At 68.9% G+C, this 23600-nt stretch carries 21 protein-coding genes; 15 read left to right on the top strand and 6 right to left on the bottom strand.

All coding sequences use genetic code 11. The features are described 5' to 3' along the window. Positions 1–2: 2 nt before the first annotated feature. Positions 3–170: a hypothetical protein gene (locus B5X82_RS26625; RefSeq protein ID WP_176152426.1), complete on the bottom strand. Its 168-nt coding sequence runs from the start codon at positions 168–170 to the stop codon at positions 3–5. Between the two features lie 110 nt (positions 171–280). Here B5X82_RS26625 and B5X82_RS00695 point away from each other — a divergent pair, with 110 nt between their 5' ends. Genes B5X82_RS00695 through B5X82_RS00680 form a run of 4 tightly spaced genes read left to right on the top strand, consistent with a single transcriptional unit; the run spans position 281 to position 3931 of the window. After that, positions 281–1654, top strand: a complete 1374-nt coding sequence (locus B5X82_RS00695; RefSeq protein ID WP_079646126.1) for an aminotransferase-like domain-containing protein — start codon at positions 281–283, stop codon at positions 1652–1654. Beyond that, positions 1651–2253, top strand: coding sequence for a pyridoxamine 5'-phosphate oxidase (gene pdxH, locus B5X82_RS00690; protein WP_079646125.1), 603 nt, complete (start codon positions 1651–1653; stop codon positions 2251–2253). Before B5X82_RS00695 ends, pdxH begins: the two co-directional genes overlap by 4 nt. Continuing rightward, positions 2250–3140, top strand: coding sequence for a cation diffusion facilitator family transporter (locus B5X82_RS00685; RefSeq protein WP_079646124.1), 891 nt, complete (start codon positions 2250–2252; stop codon positions 3138–3140). The genes pdxH and B5X82_RS00685 overlap by 4 nt, the downstream gene beginning before the upstream one ends. After that, positions 3137–3931 carry a PhzF family phenazine biosynthesis protein gene (locus B5X82_RS00680; RefSeq protein WP_079646123.1) on the top strand — a complete coding sequence of 265 codons (795 nt, stop codon included), beginning with the start codon at positions 3137–3139 and terminating at the stop codon, positions 3929–3931. Before B5X82_RS00685 ends, B5X82_RS00680 begins: the two co-directional genes overlap by 4 nt. Positions 3932–3938: 7 nt before the next feature. Here B5X82_RS00680 and mnmA read toward each other — a convergent pair whose 3' ends face one another. Further along, the gene (gene mnmA / locus B5X82_RS00675) at positions 3939–5063 is read right to left on the bottom strand and encodes a tRNA 2-thiouridine(34) synthase MnmA (protein ID WP_079646677.1); all 1125 of its coding nucleotides are present in this window, start codon (positions 5061–5063) and stop codon (positions 3939–3941) included. A gap of 113 nt (positions 5064–5176) precedes the next feature. Here mnmA and B5X82_RS00670 point away from each other — a divergent pair, with 113 nt between their 5' ends. The 5 genes from B5X82_RS00670 to B5X82_RS00650 all read left to right on the top strand — a co-directional run bounded on the left by B5X82_RS00670 (position 5177) and on the right by B5X82_RS00650 (position 7553). Then, positions 5177–5458, top strand: coding sequence for a hypothetical protein (locus B5X82_RS00670; protein WP_079646122.1), 282 nt, complete (start codon positions 5177–5179; stop codon positions 5456–5458). Positions 5459–5569: 111 nt separating this feature from the next. Beyond that, the gene (gene sciP, locus B5X82_RS00665) at positions 5570–5869 is read left to right on the top strand and encodes a CtrA inhibitor SciP (RefSeq protein WP_079646121.1); all 300 of its coding nucleotides are present in this window, start codon (positions 5570–5572) and stop codon (positions 5867–5869) included. 190 nt (positions 5870–6059) lie between these two features. Next, entirely contained in the window at positions 6060–6308 is a 249-nt protein-coding gene (locus B5X82_RS00660) for a GlsB/YeaQ/YmgE family stress response membrane protein (protein WP_079646120.1), read from the top strand. A gap of 183 nt (positions 6309–6491) precedes the next feature. Beyond that, positions 6492–7253, top strand: a complete 762-nt coding sequence (locus tag B5X82_RS00655) for a DUF6065 family protein (RefSeq protein ID WP_079646119.1) — start codon at positions 6492–6494, stop codon at positions 7251–7253. Between the two features lie 120 nt (positions 7254–7373). Next, complete coding sequence (locus B5X82_RS00650; protein WP_139385003.1) at positions 7374–7553, top strand: hypothetical protein; 180 nt, start codon at positions 7374–7376, stop codon at positions 7551–7553. A 219-nt stretch (positions 7554–7772) separates the two neighbouring features. Here B5X82_RS00650 and B5X82_RS00645 read toward each other — a convergent pair whose 3' ends face one another. Continuing rightward, on the bottom strand, positions 7773–8510 hold the full coding sequence (locus tag B5X82_RS00645; RefSeq protein WP_079646117.1) for an SIMPL domain-containing protein: 738 nt from the start codon (positions 8508–8510) through the stop codon (positions 7773–7775). A gap of 222 nt (positions 8511–8732) precedes the next feature. Between B5X82_RS00645 and B5X82_RS00640 the strand changes: the two genes are divergently transcribed. The 6 genes from B5X82_RS00640 to B5X82_RS00615 all read left to right on the top strand — a co-directional run bounded on the left by B5X82_RS00640 (position 8733) and on the right by B5X82_RS00615 (position 19026). Beyond that, positions 8733–9908, top strand: coding sequence for an efflux RND transporter periplasmic adaptor subunit (locus tag B5X82_RS00640; RefSeq protein ID WP_176152425.1), 1176 nt, complete (start codon positions 8733–8735; stop codon positions 9906–9908). Between the two features lie 19 nt (positions 9909–9927). Then, positions 9928–13014 (top strand): efflux RND transporter permease subunit, encoded by a 3087-nt coding sequence (locus B5X82_RS00635; RefSeq protein WP_079646115.1) that lies wholly within the window; start codon positions 9928–9930, stop codon positions 13012–13014. Between the two features lie 181 nt (positions 13015–13195). Continuing rightward, complete coding sequence (locus tag B5X82_RS00630; protein WP_079646114.1) at positions 13196–14467, top strand: DUF445 domain-containing protein; 1272 nt, start codon at positions 13196–13198, stop codon at positions 14465–14467. Between the two features lie 467 nt (positions 14468–14934). Then, entirely contained in the window at positions 14935–15633 is a 699-nt protein-coding gene (locus tag B5X82_RS00625; protein WP_176152424.1) for a response regulator transcription factor, read from the top strand. Next, entirely contained in the window at positions 15633–16811 is a 1179-nt protein-coding gene (locus B5X82_RS00620) for a FecR domain-containing protein (RefSeq protein ID WP_079646112.1), read from the top strand. Before B5X82_RS00625 ends, B5X82_RS00620 begins: the two co-directional genes overlap by 1 nt. Next, a complete protein-coding gene (locus tag B5X82_RS00615) occupies positions 16762–19026 on the top strand; it encodes a CHASE2 domain-containing protein (RefSeq protein WP_079646111.1) in 2265 nt (754 codons plus the stop codon). Before B5X82_RS00620 ends, B5X82_RS00615 begins: the two co-directional genes overlap by 50 nt. A gap of 3 nt (positions 19027–19029) precedes the next feature. Here B5X82_RS00615 and B5X82_RS00610 read toward each other — a convergent pair whose 3' ends face one another. From B5X82_RS00610 to B5X82_RS00600, 3 genes are all read right to left on the bottom strand, one after another. Next, a complete protein-coding gene (locus B5X82_RS00610) occupies positions 19030–20280 on the bottom strand; it encodes a hypothetical protein (RefSeq protein WP_079646110.1) in 1251 nt (416 codons plus the stop codon). A 63-nt stretch (positions 20281–20343) separates the two neighbouring features. Continuing rightward, positions 20344–22614 (bottom strand): TonB-dependent receptor, encoded by a 2271-nt coding sequence (locus B5X82_RS00605; protein WP_079646109.1) that lies wholly within the window; start codon positions 22612–22614, stop codon positions 20344–20346. After that, positions 22601–23581, bottom strand: a complete 981-nt coding sequence (locus B5X82_RS00600; protein ID WP_079646108.1) for a FecR family protein — start codon at positions 23579–23581, stop codon at positions 22601–22603. Before B5X82_RS00600 ends, B5X82_RS00605 begins: the two co-directional genes overlap by 14 nt. Positions 23582–23600 lie beyond the last annotated feature (19 nt).

Here is a 23600-nt window from a genome sequence, read left to right as displayed (position 1 = left end):
TGTCACCGCCTGAGTGCGAGGGCCAGCCGATATTGCGCGTCGACCATCATCGCGCGCCCTTCCTTCCGTAGGTCGGGACCCGCCGATGATGCAATCGCCGACGCCGAGACCACGGCCGCGAGGCCGAGCAGGATGAATGTGGCCAACGCCATCGTCCAGTGATGTCTCATGATACTCGTCCCAATTGTCACATCGGTTTGAAATGTTGACAGCGGGCAATTGCCGCCTATTGTATCACGAGTCAAAGAGCATATTGTCACTATGACATTAAAAGGCGCATATGAGCTGGATCCCCACGCTGCAGGATGATGCCGACACGGTCTCGGGTCGATTGCTGTCCGCCCTGCGCCGCGACATCGAGGAGGGGCGGCTGTCGCCCGGCACACGCCTGCCCCCGCACCGCGACCTGGCGCATCGGCTGGGCATCGGCATCGGAACGGTGACCTCGGTCTATGGCGAAGCGGCGCGGCAGGGGCTGCTTACCGCGACGGTGGGACGCGGCAGCTTCGTCGCCGACGCTGTCGCCCGGCCGGATCGTGGCGACGGCGTCGTCGACCTCAGCCGCAACGTCCCCCCGCTCGGCTCCGCGCAACGGCGCCTGCCGGCGACGCTCGCCCGCCTCGCCCGGCGTCACGACCTCGGCCAGCTGCTCGACTATGCGCCACCCGCCGGGCTCGAGGCGCATCGCCGGACGGCGGCGAGCTGGCTCCGCCGGATCGGCGCCTTTCCCGACGCGCGGGCCGGCCGCCTGATCGTCACCACCGGCGCGCAGCAGGCGATGACCCTCGCCTTCGACATATTGTGCCGGCCCGGCGACGCGATCATGACAGAGGCGGCATCCTATTTCGGCGTCCGCTCGATCGCCCAGGCCGGTGGCCAGACCACGATCGGCCTGGCGATGGACGAGGACGGCCTGCTGCCCGACGCGCTCGATCGCGCCGCGGCGGCCGGAGCACGGGTGCTCTACACCCTTCCCACCCTCCAGAACCCGACCGGCCGGATCATGAGCGAGCAGCGCCGTCGCGACATCGCCGCCATCGCCCGGCGCCGCGACCTGTGGATCGTCGAGGACGACCTCTATTCGATCTACGCGACCGGCAACGCCCCCGCCCCGCTTGCCGCGCATGCGCCCGAGCGTTGCTTCTACATCCATGGCACGTCGAAGGTGTTCGGTCCGGGCCTGCGCACCGGCTTCCTGATCGCGCCCGACGACGATCATTTCGAGCAGATCCTGCGGTTGATCCGGGCGCGGATCTATGCGCCGGCGACGATGGGGCCGACCGTCGCCTGCCACTGGATCGAGGATGGCTCGGCCGACGAGATCGTCGCCGAGACGCAGGCCGAGATGCTGGCGCGCGGCCGGCTGGCGATCGAGCGGCTCGGCGGCGCCGCCAGCCCGCCGGCCGATCCGCGCTGCCCGCATCTCTGGCTGCCGATGCCCGAGCTCGAGGCCGAGCGGGTGGCGGCACGGGCGCTGCGCGCGGGCGTCAAGCTGACCCCGCCCTCCGCCCCGGTGATCGATCCTTCCCTGATCTCGGGCGTGCGCCTATGCCTTGGCGCCACGGTGGACCGGGCCGAGCTGGACAGCGCGCTCGACCGGATCGCCAAGGCGCTGGACAGCGGCCGAACCGAGGCCGCCGAGGCTGTGATATGAGCGAGGCCCCATTGACCATCGATCCCACCGATCCCCACAGCCTGTTCCAAAGCTGGTTCGCCGAGGCGAAGGCGTCCGAACCCAATGATCCCGAGGCCATGGCGGTCGCCACGGTCGGCGCCGACGGGCAGCCTTCGGTGCGGATGGTGCTGCTCAAGGGCCATGATGCGCGCGGCTTCGTCTTCTACACCAATTATGAGAGCCGCAAGGCGACCCAGTTGCTGGAGACGGGCCGGGCCGCGCTCCTCTTCCATTGGAAGTCGTTGCGCCGCCAGGTCCGTATCGAGGGGCCCGTGTCGAAGGTGAGCCCGGAGGAAGGCGACGCCTATTTCGCGACCCGCCACCGCGATTCGCAGATCGGCGCCTGGGCCTCCGACCAGTCGCGCCCGCTCGACAGCCGCGCGACATTCGAGGCGCGCTATGCGGAGATGGTCCGTCGCTTCGAGGGTGGCCCCGTCCCCCGGCCGCCACACTGGTCGGGCTTCCGCGTCGCGCCGGAGCGGATCGAGTTCTGGCAGGACCGCGCCCATCGCCTGCACGAACGCCGGCTGTTTACGCGCAACGGCGACGGCTGGAGCGAGGGCCTGCTCTACCCATGACGATGGCCCCGACCGTCCGGGCGGGCCTGGCCTCGGTCGCGGTGGCGTTGAGCCTGATCGCGCTGAAGGGCCATGCAAGCTGGACGACGGGATCGGCGGCGATGCTCGGTTCGCTCACCGACAGCACGCTCGACCTGATCGCTTCGCTCGTCACGCTGTGGGGCGTGCGGCTGGCGGCGACCCCCGCCGACCGCCACCACCGCTTCGGCCATGGCAAGGCGGAGGCGATCGCCGCCTTCTTCCAGGTCGTGCTGATCAGCATCTCAGCCTTCTGGATCGTCGTCCATTCGGCCGAACGGCTGATCGCCGACGCGGTCCCAACCAAAGCGGAGGCCGGCATCGCCGTGTCGCTGATCGCGCTGGTGCTGACGCTGGCACTGGTCGCCTATCAGCGCCGCGTGATCCGACAGACGGGGTCGCTCGCGATCGGCACCGACAAGGTGCATTACCAGAGCGACCTGCTGCTCAACGTCGCGGTGATCGCCGCGCTGCTGGCGGAAAGCGCGGCCGGGGTACGCGGCGCCGACGCCGTCGCGGGGATCGGCATCGGCCTGTGGCTGCTCCACGGCGCCTATCGCGCTTCGCGCGCCGCGATCGACCAGCTGATGGACCGGGAATGGCCCGAGGCGCGGCGCCGCGCCTTCGTCGAGGTCGCCAGCCGCCATCCCGAGCTGCGCGGCATCCATAACATGAAGACGCGCACCGCCGGCGGCGACGACTTCGTCCAGTTCCACGTCTGGGTCGACCCGGCCATGTCGCTGGGCGAGGCGCACCGCGTGATGGACGAGGTCGAGGCGAAGCTGCGCGTCGCCTTTCCCGGCGTCGACATCACCATCCATCCCGAGCCCGAAGGGCATCTGGATCCCGGCGAGGAGAACCATCCGTGAAGATTCCATTCCAACAGGTCGACGCCTTTGCCGGCCGCCCCTTCACCGGCAACCCTGCGGCGGTGATGCCGCTCGAAGCCTGGCTCGACGACGCGACCCTCCAGGCGATCGCGGCCGAGAACAACCTGGCCGAGACCGCCTTCATCGTCCCCTGGGCGGGCGACGAGGCCGATTTCGAGCTGCGCTGGTTCACCCCGGCGGTCGAGGTCGCGCTGTGCGGCCATGCGACGCTGGCGACCGGCCACGTCCTGCTGTCGCGCAACCCGGCCAGCCAGCGGGTCCGTTTCATGACCCGCCGGGCCGGCCCGCTGGAGGTGGCGCGCGACGGCGACCGCTATCGCCTCGCCCTGCCCGCCTGGGAGATGGCGCCGAAGCCCCTGCCCGATCATGCCGCGCTGCTCGGCGGGGCGCCGGTCGAGACCTGGTGGCGCGACGGCGGCTATGCGCTGTTCCGCTACGGCAGCGCCGAGGAAGTGACCGCGCTGGAGCCCGATTTCCGGGCGATGCGGCCGTTGGGCGACATCTTGTTCATCGCCACCGCGCCGGGCGTAGAGACCGACATCGTCAGTCGCGTCTTCGCGCCGGGCGCCGCGATCGACGAGGACCCCGTCACCGGATCGGCGCATTGCCTGCTCGCCACCTATTGGGCGAAGCAACTCGGCCGCGATCGCTTCACCGCCTTCCAGGCGTCGGCGCGGGGCGGCCATATCGACGTCCATCTCGACGGCGACCGGGTGCTGCTCGGCGGATCGTGCGTGACGGTGATCGAGGGGGTGTTCACGCTGTCCTAGGCGGCGTTCAGGCCGCTACGGCAAGCTCGGCCGGGACGGTCGCGCGGATCCAGCCGCCGCCGAGCACGCGGTCGCCCGCGTAGAGCACGGCCGCCTGTCCGGGGGCGACGCCATATTCGGGCTGGTCGAAGCGGACGGCACCGTCCTCGAACCGGGCCGGAACCGGCTTGGCGAGCGAGCGGACCTTGGCGGTCACCGGCCCCTCATATCCTTCGCCGATCCAGTTGACGTCGTCGAGCAGCGCCGCCGACACGGCGAGCGCGCGGCGCGGGCCGACGACGAGGCGCTTGGTCTCCGGCTCCAGCCGGACGACGTAGAGCGGCTCGGGGCTTCCGCCGATCTCGATCCCGCGGCGCTGGCCGACGGTGAAATGGATCAGCCCCCGATGCCGGCCGAGCACCCGGCCGTCGAGGCCGACGATCTCGCCCTCCTCCGCAGCTTCGGGGCGCAAGCGCTTGACGATGCTCGCATAGTCGCCATCGGGAACGAAACAGATGTCCTGGCTGTCGGGCTTGGCCGCGACCCCCAGCCCGAGTTCCGCCGCGATCTCGCGGACGCGCGGCTTGGGCATCGCGCCCAGCGGGAAGCGCAGATAGTCGAGCTGGTCGCGCGTGGTGGCGAACAGGAAATAGCTCTGGTCCCTCGCCGGATCGGCGGCGCGGTGCAGCTCGGCGCGGCCGCCCTCCCCCACCACGCGGCGGACATAATGACCGGTCGCCAGGCAGTCGGCGCCGAGGTCGCGGGCGATGCCGAACAGGTCGGTGAACTTCACCCCCTGGTTGCAGCGGACGCAAGGGATCGGGGTTCGCCCGGCGGCATATTCGTCGGCAAAGTCGGCGATCACCGAATCCCGGAAACGGCTTTCGTAATCAAATACATAATGGGCGATGCCGAGCTTGTCGGCGACAGCGCGCGCATCGCGGATGTCCTGCCCTGCACAGCAGCTTCCGGTGCGGCCGACGGCGGCACCATGATCGTAGAGCTGCAGGGTCACGCCGATGGTCTCGGCGCCGCTCGCGGCGGCGAGCGCGGCGACCACCGAACTGTCGACGCCGCCCGACATCGCGACGACGATGCGGGCGCCGGCGAGCGAGCCTGCCTGGCGGCCTTCGAGCTGGAATTCCGGGTTCATCGGGGCGCCCATAGCAGGTCGCGCCGACGCCCGCAAAATTACGCGATTTTTCCCTAAAGATTTGTCCCGCGAAGCCGTTTCTTGTGCTGACACGGACAGCAGCGGGGCACGCGATGAAAATCGACATCAACAAATTCCGGGTCGACGGCGCCGAGCCGGCCGATGCGCCGCTCGATTTCGCCACGCTCCGCACCCTGCTCGCCCGCCATCAGGCGGAGACGCCGACCGCGCGGCTCGCGCGCGACGGCGAGTGGCCCGGCGAGCCTTCCGATCATGCCAGCCGGCCAGCCGTCGCCGTCCTGCTCTCAGGGCCGGGTCAGCCGGTACCGACGGGGAGCCAGGCGCATGGCAGCTTCCACGCCGCCGCCGCCGCGCTGTTCAATCCCCGGTCGTAAAGATGGTGACCTCCCGGTTTACCCTTCACCGCAAAGCTTCCTTGAAGGCCGGGCGGATAGCCAGCCTCCCCGAAACGCAGTCCGGTCGTCCGACCATGTTCGAGGTATCGCATGCTTGAGAATCAGAAGATCCGCCCGCATCAGGTCATCGGCCCCCTCGGCGAGCCGCTGACCCTCGACAGCCTTCCGCCCAAGGGCACGACCCGCTGGGTGGTCCGCCGCAAGGCGGAGGTGGTCGCGGCGGTCAATGGCGGCCTGCTGACCGTGGACGAGGTCTGCGAGCGCTACGACCTCAGCATCGAGGAATTCGCCAGCTGGCAACGCGCGGTCGAGCGTTCGGGCATGCCCGGCCTGCGCGTCACCCGCATCCAGCACTACAAGTCGCTCTACGAGCGTCAGCAGAAATACTGACCGTTTACCGACCGTGTCCTTACCACGGCCGGCCGGCCCGTCCCTTGCCAGGGGCGGGCCTTTTCGCGTCGCGTGAAATGCGACGAAGACAGGCATCGGAACGGATCGGAAAGGAACCAGCGCAGGACTCGAACGTAGTCTCCAGAGCGGTTAGATTACGGCCATAACCGGCAGTGGACAGGAGGACGCGATGAACCTGATCATTTTCCTTATCGTCGGCGGCATCATCGGCTGGCTGGCGAGCATCCTGATGCGCACCGACGCGCAGCAGGGCATCATCCTCAACATCGTCGTCGGCATCATCGGCTCGTTCATCGGCGGCGTGCTGTTCGGCCCGTCGCTGGGCGGCGGCGGCATCTACGGTTGGATCAGCGCCTTCCTGGGCGCGGTGGTCCTGCTCGCGATCGTCAACCTCGTCCGGCGCGGCACGGTGCGCTGACCGCAGCGATCCGTGAAAAGACCATCGGGAGCCGCCGGGCACGGTCCGGCGGCTCTTTCCTTGCCATACTCCGGACTCTGGCCATTCGATTCATGCCATCGGTAGAGAGAGAAACGCTTCCACCTCAGACGATCAGGCTCTAGACATTCGGACATCTTCGTCCCGGGGGGTTCCGAGCATTCCATGTCCGACCGTGCCAAGCTGATCGCCTATGGGCTGCCCCGGCAGCCGCTCGATATCAGGCCGGCGCCGCACGAACGCGACTGGATGGATGCCACCGACCAGCGCTACGCCTATCGCTGCCTGCCGCTGACGATCGCCAATGCGCATGGCTGGGAAATCCTCTGCACCTCGGGCTTCTCGGCCTACTGGAACGGCCAGCTTGCGATCGACGCGATCACCATCACCCCCGATCAGGAGGGCCAGAAACCCGCGATCAGCCATTTCGGCTATGGCATCATGACCTTCCACGTTTCGGCTGTGTTCCGGACGGATCCGGGCTACGACCTGATGATCCAGGGCCCGATCAACCGGCCCAAGGACGCGATCGCTCCGCTGACCGGCGTCGTCGAGACCGACTGGACCCCCTTCACCTTCACGATGAACTGGCAGTTCACTCGCCCCAACACGGTGATCCGCTTCGAGGCGGGCGAGCCCTTCTGCCACGTCTTCCCGACGAAGCGCGGCGAGCTTGAGCGGATCGAGCCCGAATTCCGTTCGATCGAGACCAATCCCGAGCTCCAGGCCGAATTCGAGGCCTGGACCGCCAGCCGCGCCAATTTTCTGGCGACGCTGCACACGCCCGAGACCGAGGCCGCCGCCCAGAAATGGCAGAAGCATTATTATCGCGGTCATAATCTGGAAGGATCGGGGATCGCCGGCGACGACCACCGCACCCGCATCCGGCTGCGCCCCTTCGCGCGGGACGACGCGAACGGCGGCTGATCTCCCGAACGGCGGCGCCTATGCGCGCGAGCCGAAACGGTCTATGATCATCGTGTGGGACCGCCGCGCGGCGATTGGGTCCGCGCAGCTATGGTCAAGCCGTTGTGGGAGACGGGCGCCATGGACAGTTCGCACATCAGGATGCTGCTCGCGGGCCTTTTCGTGGCCTTCCTCCTGACCGTCGTCGTGAAGGAGTTGATCCGGCGCCGGCCGAAACCGCCCGCCATGCCCAGGCACAGCGGGTTCCGGCCGACCAAGGCGCCGCCCAGGACCGGCTGGAAGGCAGGCCCCCCGCGCTAGAGCCTGATCATCTGAGGAGAAGCGCTTTGCGCTTCCGCCGATGGCGTGAATCAAGGTCTAGAATATCGAGCGTTTCATTTGACGCAGCTACCACCGCTCATCCTGAGGAGCCCTTGAGCGAAGGCGAAATGGCGCCTCGAAGGAGTGGTCCTTCGAGACGGGCCTTCGCCGATGCTCAGTCCCTCCTCAGGATGAACGGCTCAGATTAAAGCCCCGCCGTCAGTTCAGCTCGAACGTCACCGACAGGCTGATCGACAGCTTCTGCTCGCCCGCCTCGATCGAGGTGTCGGCGGCTTCCTTGCCGCGGGCTACCATCATCATCGGCGCGGGGCGCGGCATCATCGGCGGTTCGAAGCTGCCTTCGCTGATCGCGACGATGCGCTTCACCGACAGACCGGCGGCGCGCGCATAGAGATCGGCGCGGGCCCGCGCCTCGGCGACCGCCTTCTGGCGCGCCTGATCGAGCAGCGGCTCGGGCTTGTCGATCGACAGGGCCGGGCCGTCGATCTGGTTGGCGCCTGCCGCGACCAGCGAATCGAGGATCGGCCCAGCCTTCTTGATGTCGCGGAACCGTACGCTTACCCGGCTCGATGCCTGATAGCCGGTGATCACCGGCGGCTGGTTGTCGGCATAGCGATATTGCGGGCTCAGCGAGATCGCGGTTGTCTGGATATCGCGATCGGCGACGCCGGCCTTGCGGATCGCGGCGACGGTCGCCGCGGTCCGGCTGGCATTCTCGCTCATCGCCGCGGCAGCGGTCGGTGCCTGGGTGACGACGCCTGCCCCCACCGTCGCGATGTCGGGTACCGCGCTGACCTCCCCGCTCGCGACGATGTCCAGCCGCGTGCCGCTGATCGCCTGCGGAACGGTCGCCGCCGCCTCCTGTGCCGCGGCCGGCGCGATCAGCGCCAGGGCGGCCGGCATGGCCAGACCGATCTTCAGCAATTCATGTCCCATTTCGGTTGCGCTCCTGCTTGGCCGCGACGATCGCGGCTGCTAGACGCGACATAACGATCCTCGCTGCACGGGGCATGAACGCCTTACGGCCACGAAATGATCCCGGTCGCCATCGGGATCCTGTGCCGGCATCGCTCCTCTTGAGCGAGGTGACATATTGAGATAATACAGCTCCAACAGACAGCAGGCCCCGCGCCGGGCCGACAATGGAAAGCTATGGGGATGAACGTCGAATCCGGCATCCAGACCGATTATGCGGCCTATGACTATGACGACGGCCAGGCGCGCCGCCGCCGCCGGATCATCGTCGGCGGGGTGATCGTCGCCGTGATCGTCGCGGTCGTCGCGGGGGTCATGATCTTCGGCGGCAAAAAGGCGGCCCCGCCCGCTCCGCCCGCGCCCGGAGTCACGGTGATCATTCCCGGCCGCACCGACGTCGCCGCGACGATCACGTCAACCGGCACGCTGTTCGCCAAGCGCGAGATGCCGGTCGGCATCGCCGGTGAGGGCGGGATGGTGCAGGCCGTGCTGGTCGAGCCCGGCACCTGGGTCGCGGCCGGCCAGACGCTGGCGGTGATCGAACGTTCGGTCCAGGCACAGCAGGCCAATTCGCTCGCCGCCTCGGTCCGCGTCGCCCGCGCCGATGCTGAGCTCGCCCAGGCCGAGCTCGACCGTGCCAAGGCGCTGGTCGCGCGCGGCTTCATCTCCAAGGCGGACATCGACCGCCGCACCGCGACGCGCGACGCCGCCGTCGCGCGGGTTGCGGTCGCGCAGGCCCAGCTTGGCGAGCAGCGCGCCCAGATCGGCCGCCTCAGCATCCGCTCGCCCGCCGCCGGCCTGGTGCTGACCCGCGCGGTCGAGCCCGGCCAGGTCGTCAATTCGAGCAACGGCGCGCTGTTCCGCGTGGCCAAGGGCGGCGAGATGGAGATCCGCGCCCAGCTCGTCGAGCGCGACCTCGCCCGCCTCAAGGTCGGCGATACGGCGCAGGTGACGCCGATCGGCACCCGCAAGACCTTCACCGGCACGATCTGGCAACTCTCTCCGGTGATCGATCCGCAGACCCGCCAGGGCGTCGCCCGCATCCAGCTTGCCTATGATCCGGCGCTGCGCCCGGGCGGCTTCGCCACGGCGACGATCACCAGCGGCCGCGTCACCGCGCCGCGCCTGCCCGAATCCGCAGTGCAGAGCGACGACAAGGGCTCGTTCGTCTACAGCGTCGGCAAGGACGGCAAGGTGATCCGCCACGACGTGAAGGTCGGCGACATCTCCGACGCGGGCGTCGTCATCCTCTCGGGCCTGCGCGGCGACGAGAAGGTGGTGCTGTCGGCCGGCGCCTTCCTGAACCCCGGCGACAAGGTGACGCCGCAGCTCGCCAAGCCCGACGCCCTCGCGCGCTGACCGATCGGAGCCTTCCGGCATGCGTAACATCTCCGCCTGGGCGATCAGGAACCCGATCCCGCCGATCGTCCTGTTCGCCGCCCTCACCCTCGCCGGGCTGATCAGCTTCGCGCGGATGGACATCAACCAGATGCCGGACATCAGCTTTCCGGCGGCCGAGGTCCAGATCACCCAGCCCGGCGCGGCGCCGACCGAAATGGAGACCCAGATCACCCGTCGGGTCGAAGCCGCGGTAGCGTCGATCGGCAATGTGAAGTCGATCACCTCCTACGTCACCGAGGGCACGTCGGGGACGAATGTCGAATTCCATCTCGGCACCCCGGTCGACCGCGCCGTCAACGACGTGCGCGATGCGGTCGCCAAGATCCGCGCCGAGCTGCCCGAGGGCATCCTCGAGCCGACCGTCCAGCGCCTCGACGTCGAGGGCGGGCCGATCGCCTATTATTCGATCGAAGGCGTCGACATGACGCTGGAACAGCTGAGCTGGTTCACCGACAACACGGTGATCAAGCGGCTCCAGGCGATCGACGGCATGGCGGGGGTGTTCCGCGGCGGCGGCGTCAGCCGGGAGATCCGCGTCATCCTCGATCCTGCGCGCATGCAGGCGCAGGGCGTGACGGCGAGCCAGGTCAACAACATCCTGCGCAGCGTCAACCTCAACGCCGCCGGCGGCCGGGCCGAGCTGGCCGGTGCCGAGCAGTCGGTGCGCGTGCTCGGCAATGCTGCCTCGGCCTATGAGCTGGGCCAGACCCAGATATCGGTCGGCGACGGTCGCACCGTTCGCCTCGCCGACATTGCCACGGTGCGCGATGCCTATGGCGAGCAGCGCCAGATCTCGAAGATGAACGGCCGCCAGGTGCTGTCGATCGGCATCCAGAAGGCCAAGGGCGCGTCCGACGTGAAGGTCTACGACGCCGCCCAGAAGGTGCTCGACGAGCTCCGCAAGGAGAATCCCAAGATCACCTTCAAGGAGCTCTACACCAGCGTCATCTACACCAAGGAACAGTACAAGTCGGCGATCCACGCGATGGTCGAGGGGTCGGTTCTGGCCGTCATCGTCGTCTTCTTCTTCCTGCGCGACTGGCGCGCGACGATGATCTCGGCGCTGGCGATCCCCCTGTCGGCGATCCCGGCCTTCTGGTTCATGGACCTGATGGGCTTCACGCTGAACACGATCAGCCTGCTCGCGCTCAGCCTCGTCGCGGGCATCCTGGTCGACGACGCGATCGTGGAGATCGAGAACATCGTCCGCCACATGCGGATGGGCAAGACCGCCTATCAGGCGTCGATGGACGCCGCCGACGAGATCGGCCTCGCGGTGGTCGCGACGACCATGTCGATCGTCGCCGTGTTCCTGCCGGTGTCGTTCATGCCGGGCATCCCGGGTCAGTTCTTCGAGCAGTTCGGCCTGACCGTCGCGGTCGCGGTGCTGATGAGCCTTGCCGTCGCGCGCCTCATCACCCCGATGATCGCCGCCTATTTCCTGAAGGCCGAGGGCGTGAAGGAACATGGCGGCGGGCCGGTCATGGACAAATATATCGCGCTGCTCAAATGGTCGCTCGTCAACCGCTGGAAGACGATCGGCATAGGCGTCGTCGCCTTCCTGGTGACGATCGCGCTGTTCGCCACCTCGCCGCAGCAGTTCCAGCCGGCGCTCGACGTCGACTACAGCCAGGTGAAGATCGAGCTCACCCCCGGAGCCCGCGTCGCACAGGACACCCAGAAGGTCGCCGACGAGACGATCGCCGTGCTCCGTCAGCAACCCGAAGTCGACGCCGCCTTCGCCGACATCGGCGACAATGGCGACACCCGCTTCGCGTCGATCTACATCACGCTGAAGCCTGCCAAGGAACGGACGCGGACGAGCATCGAATTCGAGCGGGAGACCGCGCCGCTGCTCAACAAGATCCCCGACGCCCGCGTGAACTTCGTGTCGCAATCGGGCGGTTTCGGCCGCGACCTGACGATCATGCTGGCCGGCGACGATCCCGTGAAGCTCCAGCAGAGCGCCAACGCGCTGATCGCGCAGATGCGCAAGAGCTCGATCATCCGCGATCCGCGGATCGACGGAGACATCCAGCGGCCCGAGCTGATCATCAAGCCGCGCCTAGACCTCGCCGCCGACCTCGGCGTCACCACGGCCGCGCTGAGCAACGCGATCCGCATCGCGACGCTGGGCGACATCGAGCAGAACATGGCGAAATTCTCGCTGAGCGACCGCCAGATCCCGATCCGGGTGTCGCTGAGCGAGGCGTCGCGCCGCGACCTCTCCTCCATCGAGAACATGCCGGTGCAGACCACCTCGGGCGGCACCGTGCCGCTGAAGGTCGTCGCCGACATCAACTTCGGCGCCGGCCCGTCGAAGATCCGCCGCTACAACCAGGTCCGCCGCCTCGTCGTCGGCGCCGACCTGGTGCCCGGCGCTGTGAGCGGCGACGCCTATAAATATATCTACGCCACCCCGATCATGAAGAACCTGCCGGCCGGCGTCCGCGAGGTGAAGTTCGGCGAGCAGGAGTTCCAGGGCGACCTGATCTCCGGCTTCGCGATCGCCGTCGTCTCCGGCATCCTGCTGGTGTTCGCGGTGCTGGTGCTGCTCTACAAGCGCGTGCTGCCGCCCTTCGTGAACATGGCATCACTGCTGCTCGCGCCGCTGGGCGGCGTGCTGGCGCTTCGCATCGTCGGCATGCCGATCTCGATGCCGGTCTATATCGGCCTGCTGATGCTGTTTGGCATCGTCGCCAAGAACTCGATCCTGCTGGTCGACTTCGCGATCGAGGAGATGCGGCACGGAGCCAACCGGTTCGATGCGATCCTCGAAGCCGCCCACAAACGCGCCCAGCCGATCGTGATGACATCGGTCGCGATGATCGCGGGCATGGTCCCGATCGCCATCGGCCTGTCGGGCGATTCGAGCTGGCGGGCGCCGATGGCGGTCTGCGTGATCGGCGGCATCGCCATGTCGACCCTGCTCACCCTCGTCATCGTGCCGGCGGGCTTCACCCTGGCCGACGATATGGAGAAGTGGATCGGGCCGCGGCTCGGCAAGCTGCTCGTCAACAACGAGGAGCACAAGTCGGGACCGGCGGCGCAGCCGGCGGAGTAGTTCCCTCCCGCTTCGGACCGTCGGTCCACCCCACTCGTCCTTCCGGCGACAGCTGGGATCTCCCGCGTCCGTCGCACGAAGGCGGCGAGATTCCGGCTTTCGCCGGGATGGCGGAGGGAAGCTGGGCAACACCGCCGTTCGTTTCGGTTGAACATTCCGCCCGGCTGTCCATTGTGAAGGCATGAACCTGTTCCAGGCCATCGGTCTCGACCGCTTCAATCCCGCCCAGGGCGGAGTGCGCGGGATGCGCGTCGTCGCCTCGGGGCTGCTCGTCATCATGGCGGGGCTCTACCTGCTCGCCCGCTCGCACGAAGCGCCGGGCGCGGCGGTGGGCTGGGGCTATCTGCGCGCCTTCGCCGAGGCGGCGATGGTCGGCGGGCTGGCCGATTGGTTCGCGGTCACCGCCCTGTTCCGTCATCCCCTCGGCCTGCCGATCCCGCACACCGCGATCATCCCGCGCAACAAGGATCGGATCGGCGACAGCTTGGCCGCCTTCCTGCGCGTCAACTTCCTGACCGCGTCGGTGGTCGCACGCCGCATGTACCGCGTCGACGCGGCCGGCGCGCTCGGCCGGCTGCTCGCCCATCCGCCGCAGGGCGGCCGCACCCGCGCCGGCATCGGCCGCGCGCTCGCCACCATCCTGGAATCGCTCGGCGACGATCGCTTCGGCGCGATGGTGAAGGGCGCGCTCGCCAGCCGGCTGCGCGGGTTCGACCTTGCTCCCCTGCTCGGCCGGACCCTCGACGCGGCGATCGTCGAGAATCGCCATGCCGAGATGCTCGACGGATTGATCGGCTGGGCCAGCCGCATCCTCCTCCATAATGAGGGGATGATCCACGAGATGGTCCAGGCGCGGACCGGCAAGTTCATGCGCTGGACCGGCCTCGACGAGAAATTGTCGACCGCGATCGTCGAGGGGCTCCACAAGCTGCTCGATGACATGGCGACCGATCCGCACCACCCGCTGCGGCTCAAGGCGCAGGAGGGGATGGAGGACCTCGCCCATAAGCTCCAGCACGATCCCGCGACGCGGGCGAAGGTCGCCCAGATCAAGGGTGACCTGATCGACAGCCCAGCCGTCGCCGCCTGGCTCGACACGCTGTGGCAAGGCGCACGCCTGCGGCTTATCGATGCGGCACGCGATCCCAACGCCGCGCTCGGCGGGCAGGTCGGCGAGGCGCTCAAGCAGCTCGGCGCCACCCTCCAGAGCGATCCTCGCCTGCGTGCGACCTTCAACCGCTTCGCGCGGCGGATGACGGTCGGGCTGGTGGCAGACTATGGCGACGGCATCGTCAAGCTGGTGTCGGAGACGATCCGCGGCTGGGACGCCCGCACCGTCACCCATCAGCTCGAGAATGCGGTCGGCCGCGACCTGCAATATATCCGGGTCAACGGCACCCTGGTCGGCGGCCTGATCGGCATCGGCCTGCACGCGATCGGCCAGTTCATCTGACATCCTTAGGATGTGATCGAAGCGCGCCGCTCCCATCCGTCCGTCATTCCCGCCTTCACGGGAATGACGACGGGGACAGACACTGTGGCTCGATCGCGATTCGCGCCGGGGGACGGTTGGTGATGCCGGAACCCATGATCCTAATGGCCTGACAGGGCAAAGACAGACCGGCCGGACGGCGGGGGAGCAACCCTCCCGTCCGACACCCCCGATCATCGAAAGGCCCGGCACCACCGGCTCCGACAATAGGGTCCGACCGCCCCGATCCTGTTGTAAACAATTGTAACTTTGCAGTTGCTCACATTCGCACCCGGCACTCTGGGGCTAAACGGTCTGCCATCCACAGGGCAAAGGGAGGGAGCAAATCATGGGCGCAACGGCCCTATCCGCACTTGGCATCGAACGTGGCCACGGGCATGGTCGGGGGTATGGCCACCGATCCGACCGCGAAACCATCGGGCGATAGCATGCGTATCGCGGTCCTCGACGACGAGGCGGCCATGCTGGCCTTCGTCACCCAGACGCTGATCGAAGCCGGCCATTACTGCTACGACTTCCCCAATGCGCGGACGCTGATCTCCCGGCTGCGGCAGGACACGTTCGACCTGGTGATTCTCGACTGGAACATGCCCGACAAGAGCGGGGTCGAGATCATCCAGTGGATGCGGGAAAATATGGACAAGCCGGTCCCCTCGCTGCTGCTGACCAACCGCAACAGCGACGAGGACATCGTCGCTGGGCTCGATGCCGGCGCCGACGATTACGTCATCAAGCCGGTCCAGCCGTCGGTGCTGCTCGCCCGGATCAACGCGATCCACCGCCGCACCGGCCCGCGCGAGGCGATCGGGGCGAACGAATCCTACGGCCCCTTCACGCTGCATCCGGCGCGGCAGATGGTGTCGGTAGACGGCGAGAACGTCACCCTGACCGCCAAGGAGTTCGAGCTGGCGGCGACGCTGTTCCGCAACATGCACCGCCCGCTGTCGCGCTCCTACCTGCTGGAGATCGTCTGGGGCCGGAACCCCGACCTGCCGACCCGGACGCTCGACGCGCACATCTCGCGCATCCGCGCCAAGCTGGGGCTGCGGCCCGAGCGCGGCTTCCGCCTGATCCCGGTCTACAGCTACGGCTACCGGCTCGAGGCGCTGGAAGCCGAAGACAGTTGATGCCGGCGCAGGTGGGGCGATCCTGGTTCCTCCTTCCCGTCGCGGCCCTGCTGGCCGCGGCGCCGCTGGCCGCGCAACCAGCGGCGGAGCCTATGCTCCGCTATACGGTGCGGCCGAACGACACGCTGTCGGCGCTCGCCAGGGATTTCCTGGTCGGCGGCGATTATCGGGAGATCCAGCGGCTCAACAAGGTCGCCGATCCCTATCGCATGCCGATCGGATCGATCCTGCTGATCCCCGACCGGTTGCTGCGCACCGAGCCGGTGACCGGCAAGGTCGTCTCCTTCCGGGGCAGCGCGACGATCGACGGACGGCAGGCCGCGCTCGGCAGCGAGGTGCGCCAGGGGATGCGGGTCGAGACCGGCGCCAATGCCTCGATCGCCATCGCCATGCCCGACGGCAGCACGATCGCGCTGCCTTCGCAGAGCCGCATCCATGTCGACAAGCTCCGCCGCATCCTGCTGACCGACGGGCTCGATCGCAATTTCCGGCTCGAAACCGGCCGCTCGCGGTCGAGCGTGATCCCGATGAAGGATCCGGCGAGCAATTTCCGCGTGACGACCCCGCTGTCGGTCGCCGCCGTGCGCGGCACCGAGTTCCGGGTCGCTGTCGACGACAGCGGCGAGCGGGCGCTGACCGAGGTCGTCGCCGGCACGGTCGGCGTCGCCGCCGGCCCCGCCCCGGCGGAAGTCGCCGTGCCCAAGGGCTATGGCGCGATCAGCACCCCCGCCGGCACCGAGCCGCCGGTCGCGCTACTGCCCCCGCCCAAGCTGATCCAGCTCGAAAAGACCGCCACCGGCGTGAGCATCGTCGTCGAGCGCATGGAGGGGGCGAAGGCCTATCGGGTCGAGCTGGCGACCGACGTCGCCTTCCTCCACATCATCGAGGAAGCGCAGACCGAGGAGTCCAGCATCAGCTTCGCGCTGCCGCCCAATGCGACCTTCTTCGTCCGGCTGACGGCGGTCGCCATTTCGGGGCTCGAAGGGCTGCCGGGAATCTACGCGCCCGGCGTGCGCCGCGCATCACCCCCGGCCGCTTCCGAACCGAGCGCCGACGCGACCGGGGCGGCGCCCCCGCCCTTCCGCCTGTGGGCCGAGCCCCGGCCGCTTCCGATACGCCTGACCGGCCATGGCACTGTCCAGCCGCTCGCCATCGCCGCCCGCACGTCTCTACGCTGAGTGGCTCGCGGTCGCGATCGTCGCGACGCTGCTGATCTTCGCGCTGGTGACGGGCCGGTTGACCGAGCGGCTCGACCATATCGTCTACGACAATCTCCTGACCGCCTCGGGCCGGCCGCCACCCGATGACATATTGATCGTCGCGATCGACAATCGCAGCCTCCAGGCGATCGGGCGCTGGCCCTGGCCCCGCGCGATCCATGCCCAGGCGCTCGACCGGCTCGCCGAAGCGCGGCCCCGTGCGATCGGCTATGACGTGCTGTTCGTCGAACCGAGCGCCGACGACGACCTGCTCGCCGCGGCGGTGCGCCGCACGCCGACCTATCTGCCGATGGTGATCGACGTGCCGGGCACCGATGGCGCGCCCTACGACATCGCGCTGCCCGCAGGTCCGCTGAAGGACGCCGCCGCCGGCATCGCCCAGGTCAACCTGCATTTCGAGGACGACCGGGTGATCCGCACCGCCTATCTGGAGGAGGGCGGCGGCGGCCGGTCCTGGCTCCAGCTTTCGGCGCTGATGGCGGGGCTCAAGCCCGACGGCTCCGCGGCGCGGGCACGGCACGGCCTGTGGCAGGCGCGCCCGGTGCTGATCCCCTATGGAGGGGCCGCCGGCCATGTCAGCTCCATATCCTTCGTCGACCTGCTCGCCGGGCGCGTCCCGGCCGAGTTCATCAGGGATCGCCATGTGTTGATCGGTGCCACCGCCGACGGCATGGGCGACAGCTATCCCACGCCGACCTCGGGAGTGACCGGCCAGATGGCGGGGGTGGAGATCCAGGCGCAGCTCCTCGACGCGCTGCTGCGGGGCGAAGCGATCACCCCCGCTCCTCGGGCGTGGACATTGTGGCTGGCGCTATGCGCGTTGTGGACGATGCTGGTGGGTTTCCTGCGGCTATCGCCGCGTGCCAACGCCAATCTCGCCTTGATCCTGATCGTTGCCCTGCCGTTGTTCAGCTTCCTGCTGTTCCGCTTCGGCCATGTCTGGCTGCCGCCGTCCGCGGCGCTGATCGGGTTGCTGTTCGTCTATCCGCTCTGGGGCTGGCGGCGGTTGCAGGCGATCAGCAGCTACATGACCGGCGAGCTGCGCCAGCTCGACGCCGAGAACGACGCCTTTCCGCGCCGCCACCGGGTGCTGAGCGTCCGCGAGGTGACGCTGCAGGCGGGGCTGCTCGGCCAGGCGATCGACCGGCTGCGCGACCTTCGCCGCTTCCTGTCGGACGCGATCGGGCGGCTGCCCGACGCGCTGTTCGTTACCGGGCTCGATGGCCGGCTGGCCCTGACCAATGCCGAGGGCCGCCGCCTCGCCCGCCGGCTCGGCGCGCCGAGCGAGGTCGGCGCCGACCTGCGCATCCTGCTCGACCGGTTCCGTGCGTCCGACGGCACCGGCTTCTCCCCCTTCGCGGCGGACGCGCCGGTACGCGGCGGCACCGAGACCGCGACCGAGGACGGCGGCAGCTTCGACATCCGCTATGTCGCGCAGCGCGACGCCGCCAATGCGCAGGTCGGCTGGATCATCCGGATCGTCGACGTCACCGCGCTCAAGCAGGCGGAGCGCCATCGCGAGGAGGCGCTGCAACTGCTCAGCCACGACATGCGCGCGCCGCAGTCAGCGATCCTGGCGCTGCTGCGCGGACCCGAGACCGGCGTCCCCAAGGCGATGGCCGCGCGGATCGAGGGCCTCGCCAACCGTACGCTCGACCTGGCCGAAGACTTCGTCCAGCTCGCCCGCGCCGAGGCCAAGCCTATGGACCGCGAGCCGCTCGACATGAACGACCTCACGATCGACGCCGCCGACGCGCTCTGGCCGGTGGCGAAGGCGCGCTCCATCAGGGTGGCGGTCGAGGGGACCGACGATCCGCACCTTGTCGACGGGGATCGCCAGCTCCTCACCCGCGCGATCCTCAACCTGATCAGCAACGCGATCAAATATAGCGATCCGGGCATGCGCATCCGCTGTTCGGTGAGCGAAGCCGAGGGGCTGATCCGCGTCGCGGTGGCCGACGAAGGCGTCGGCATGGACGAGGATCAGCTCGCCAACCTCTTCGCCCGCTTCCGGCAGGGGCCGCGTGAGGGCGTCGGCCTGGGACTCACCTTCGTCCGCACCGTGGTCGCCCGCCATGGCGGCACGATCGACTGCACCAGCGCGCCCGGCAAGGGCACGACCTTCACGATCACGCTGCGCAAGAGCGACGTCGATCCCTATGCCGACGAATAGTCCCTAGCTCGTTTCCAGGCCCAGGAAGCCGGCGATCGCCGCCGCCGCGCGGCGCGAATGGCGCTCGCCGTCGTGCAGGTCGAAAGTGTCGCGGAAGGCCGCCGCCTGGGCCGCCGCGAAATCGCGATGGGTGGCGATCGCCTGCTCGATCGCCGGCACCACCCGCGCGGCGCCGTCGATCACCGGGCCGAAGCGCCAATGGTCGTGGTTGGGATCGCCCTGCCACGTCCGCCCATTGCTGTTGACGAACAGGCAGGGACGCGGCCGGCGGAGGAATTCGTAGACCTGGCTGCTGACGTCGCCGAGATAGATGTCGGCCATGCTGGTATAGGTCATGTCGATCGACCGCCCGCTGCCATAGTCCACATGGACGTGGGGCAGTGCCGCGAATGGGCCGAACGCCGCCTCCGCCGCCGCCCGACCGCCGCGCGTGTCGCACAGTCGGATATGCGGGGCGATGATCAGATTGTAGCGATCCGCCTCGACGATCCGCCGGACCAGCTCGAAGCCGTGATCGCGCCACGAGCCGAGCGTCGGCGAGAAATGCGGGTTGTAGAGGATGATCGGCCGCTCGATCGCGAAGGGCGACCAGCTCCGGTCGCGCAGCCGGTCGGCGGCGTCGAATTTGGGATAGCCGACCACCGCGCTCGCTTCCTCCCGGACCAGTCCTTCGACGAGCATCCGGCGGCGCTGCTTCTCCCCGGCCATCAACGCGTAGTCGAACCGGGCGATGCGCGGATCGAACCCCGCCGCCCGGTCGCCCGCGCCATGATCGATATGGATGAAGCGCGGCCGGGTGACGCCCAGCGAGCGCAGCATGATCGAGGTGCGTTCGGGCAGGGCGATGGCATCATAGCCGTTCATCCGGCGCCGGATCGCCAGCAGCGTGAGCAACTTGGGCGGGACGATCCGTCCCATCCGCGCCGACAGCGCCCGCACCAGCGGCGATCCGACCTGCTCGAAATGCAGCCGCCGCCGGCTGTCGGGCAGGACCGTCGCGCGGGCGAGATCGAGGTTGACCTGGGTCGAGGAGAGGATGTCGACCTCCGCCCGCCAGCCCAGCGCCAGTTCTTCGGCGGTGGTGATGCCGTGCAATAGCTGATGCGGCTGGGCATTGAAGAAGAAGGCGATACGCGGCGTCTGCGATCGATCGGCGGGGCGGGCGCTGCCATCCCGACCAGGCAGCGCCTCCACACCCGGCGGCGCGAACGCCTCCGCGCCCACCTTGCCCAGACCGATCGATCCCGTCCCCATGCGCCTTCCGCTCCCGCTTTGGCGTGAGACGCCGCCAGCGAGCCGCCACCACAGTCCGGCCGATCAGAATTTCCGTTCGATGCGGACCGAGACGGTGCGCGGCCGGACCGGGGTATGCTGGTCGAGCTGGCGCAGCGAGAAAGGATTGCCGAAACCGAAGCTGTCGCCCCGGCCGTCGAACAGGTTGGAGACGGTGAGCGCTACCCGCCAGTCCTGGGGCGCGAGGACAAGTCCCGCATCGGCGGTCCAGTAGCCGCCCATCGAGCGGGCCAGCCCCGGATCGAAGCTCAGCCGCGCCTTGCCCATGTAGCGAGCGGCGACGAATCCACCGACGGGAAGCCCGGCGATCGCGCGCTCATAACCGATCTTCACCCGCCCCGCCCGGTCTGGCAGCACCGGCAGCCGGTTGTCGTCCCCCGCCGCGTTGGCCGCCGCCGACGGGGCATAGAGACGGGCGTGCTGCAGGGTGAGATGTGCCTCTACCGACCATGGCGAAAGGTCCAGCGACCCGCCGAGCTCGAGCCCGACGTTGCGCGCCTTGCCCGCGTTGATCGTGCGGACGAGGCCGTCGGCGCCGATGCTGTCGCTCTGGATGTTTTCCCATCGCAATCCGAACAAGGTTCCGTTCAGCCGCAGCCACCGCCACGGGCTGAGCCGCCACCCCAGCTCGAGGCTCTTGAGATCGTCCGAGCGGAAGTCAGCCAGGTCGGGCGCGCCGTCGGGATTGAGCCCGCCCGGCCGGATCGCACTGGCATAGCGCAACCAGGCGAGCGCATCCTCGCGCGGCGCCCAGGACAGCGTCGCGCTGGGGGTGAGGCCGGCCTTGCGCGCGCGGCGGCGGGTCTGTCCCTGCTGCTCGTTGTCGACCTTCGAATAGAAGCCGCGCAGGCCGAGCGTCGCGGTCAGCGCACCGCCGAGCGGCTGGCTCGCCTCACCGAACAGCGCCGCCTCGATCGCGTCGTCGTGGAGCGAGATGTCCTGCAACGATCCGCCATGCGGAGTGAAGAAGCGGCCGAGATAGATGTTGTCGGCCTTGAGCAGCGCGAGGCCGAGCACCCAGGGCCGCGCCGCCGTCGGGTCGCTGAACCGCCATTCCTGCGTGCCGAGCCGCAGCCGGCGCATGTCGCTGAAGCCGAGCGGGGCCGGCAGGCCGCGTGCCGCCGCGACCGCGCCGGCGTCGAACACGCTCTCCACCTCATGGTGGACGAAGGCGCTGGCCGACACGAAATCGAGCGCGCCGACCACGCCCCGGACCGTCGCGGTCAGCGCGACGAAATCATTGTCATGGGGTTCGGCGAGCGCGGTCGATCGGCTCAGCCCACGCGTGGCATATTGGCTGTCGTCCGAATTGATCCCCTGGACCGCGCCGCCGAGGTCGACCGTCCAGTCGGGCGTCGCCTGCCAGCGCAGCGCCAGCCGCCCGCCATAGCGCGCCGTGCGGTTGACGTTGCGTTCGCCCCGGCCAGCATCGTCGATCCAGCCGCCGATCCGTTCGCCATAGCCGACCGCGCGGATCGCCAGCCGGTCACGCACCAGCGGGACGTTGACGCCGCCCTCGATCGACCCCCCGGCCGCGCCGTGCCGGGTCGTGGCGCCGTCGATCGCGGCGAAGCCCGACCAGTCGGCGAGATCGGGCTTGTTCGGCACGATCCGGATGATGCCGCCGAGCGCGCCGGTGCCGTAAAGCGTCCCCTGCGGCCCGCGCAACAGCTCGACATGGTCGATGTCGACCAGGCGCAGGTCGGGATCGGGGGTGGCGTAGCTGACCCGCGCGTCGTCGAGCAGCAGGCTCACCGTCGACTGGGTCGGCCCATTGAACGCACTGTCGGCGACGCCGCGCAGGAAGATGCGGTCACGCCCAGGGCCGAGATTCGTGGCGAAGGCGCCCTCCCCCGTCTCGATCAGGTCGTGCAGGCCCCGTCCGTAAAGCAGTCGGTCGGCGATGCCGGGCCGCATCAGGCTGACCGCGATCGGAACGCTGGCGAGATTCTCGTCGCGCTTGGTGCCGGTGACGATGATGTCCTCGATCGCCTCGGTCGGCGCGACGAAGCCCGACCGCGTCACCTCGCGCGGGAGCCTTTCGAGCCGCCACAGCCCCGCGACGCGGACCGCGCGCAGGCCGCTGCCCCGCAACAGCCGTTCGAGCGCGGCGGCAGGCTCGATCGTGCCGCTGATCGGCCGTGTGCGGTGGCGCGGCAGCGCGCCCGCCATGCCGACCGACAGGCCGGTCTGCCGCGACAGCGCGAGCAGCGCGTCGCCGAGATCGGCCGCAGGAATGTCGATACGAACGGGACGCGCCGTTACCGGCGCCGCGAGCAGGCTAGAGAGTGCCAACCAGGCGGATGCGATGATCCTCGACCGTAGCCTTGACCGGCAGGAGAGCCTCGATCTGTCCGACAAGCCGGCTACCGTCCCCAATGGTGAGCACACCCGACACGCGCAGGCCGGCGACCGCGGGATCCACCGACACGGCCCGTCCCGCATAGCGCGACAGGTCGACCGCCACCAGAGCGAGCGGCGCATTGTCATAGACCAGGCGGCCGTCGCGCCAGCTCGCCACGTCGTCCGCATCCTGACGGCGGATCGTCGCCTCCTTGCCGGGGCCGGCGATGTCTACCCGCTGCCCGCCCCCGACCAGCAGGCCCTCCTGCCCTGGCTCGGCGACCGTCACCCGCCCTTCAGCCACCGCCACCGCGAGATGATCGGGGGTGCGGATCACGTCGAAACGGGTGCCGATGTCGCGCACCTCATAGTCGCCCGCGCGGATCACCATGGCGCGCGCCGGGTCATGGCGGATGTCGAAATAGGCGCTGCCACCGCGCATCTCGACCTCAGGCGAATCGCCATCGCGCAGCGCGAGCTCGCTGTTGCGGTCGATGACGATCCGGCTGCCGTCGCGCAGGCCGATCGCGCGGGTCTCGACCGGGCCGGTGCGATAGACGACCGCCGCGGCCGTCGAAGGGAAACGGACGTGCGGCGTCGCCAGCACCGCCAGGCCCGCCGCAGCCGCCAGCCCGCCTCCGGCCCACCAGCGCACCCGGCGGGGCCTGAACGTGGCGGCTGCCCCGTGGCCGATCGCATCGGTGGCGTCGTTGGCCGGTCGCGTCGCGCGGATCGCCTCGCGGTCGGCGACGATCTCGGCATCGAGCAGCGCGACAGCGTCATAGGCGGCACGGTGCGCGGGATCGGCGTCGAGCCAGGCCGCGAAGCCGTCCCAATCCATCGCATCCGAATCGATCCGCACGTGCCATTCGGCCGCCTTTTCGCGGATTTCTTCCTGTCTTCTGCCAGGCTGGGTCATCTCGACCTCCGAACCATCG

The sequence above is a fragment of the Rhizorhabdus histidinilytica genome, from assembly GCF_900167915.1.
GTDB lineage: Bacteria > Pseudomonadota > Alphaproteobacteria > Sphingomonadales > Sphingomonadaceae > Rhizorhabdus > Rhizorhabdus histidinilytica.
This window is presented reverse-complemented; position numbering and strand designations above follow the sequence as displayed.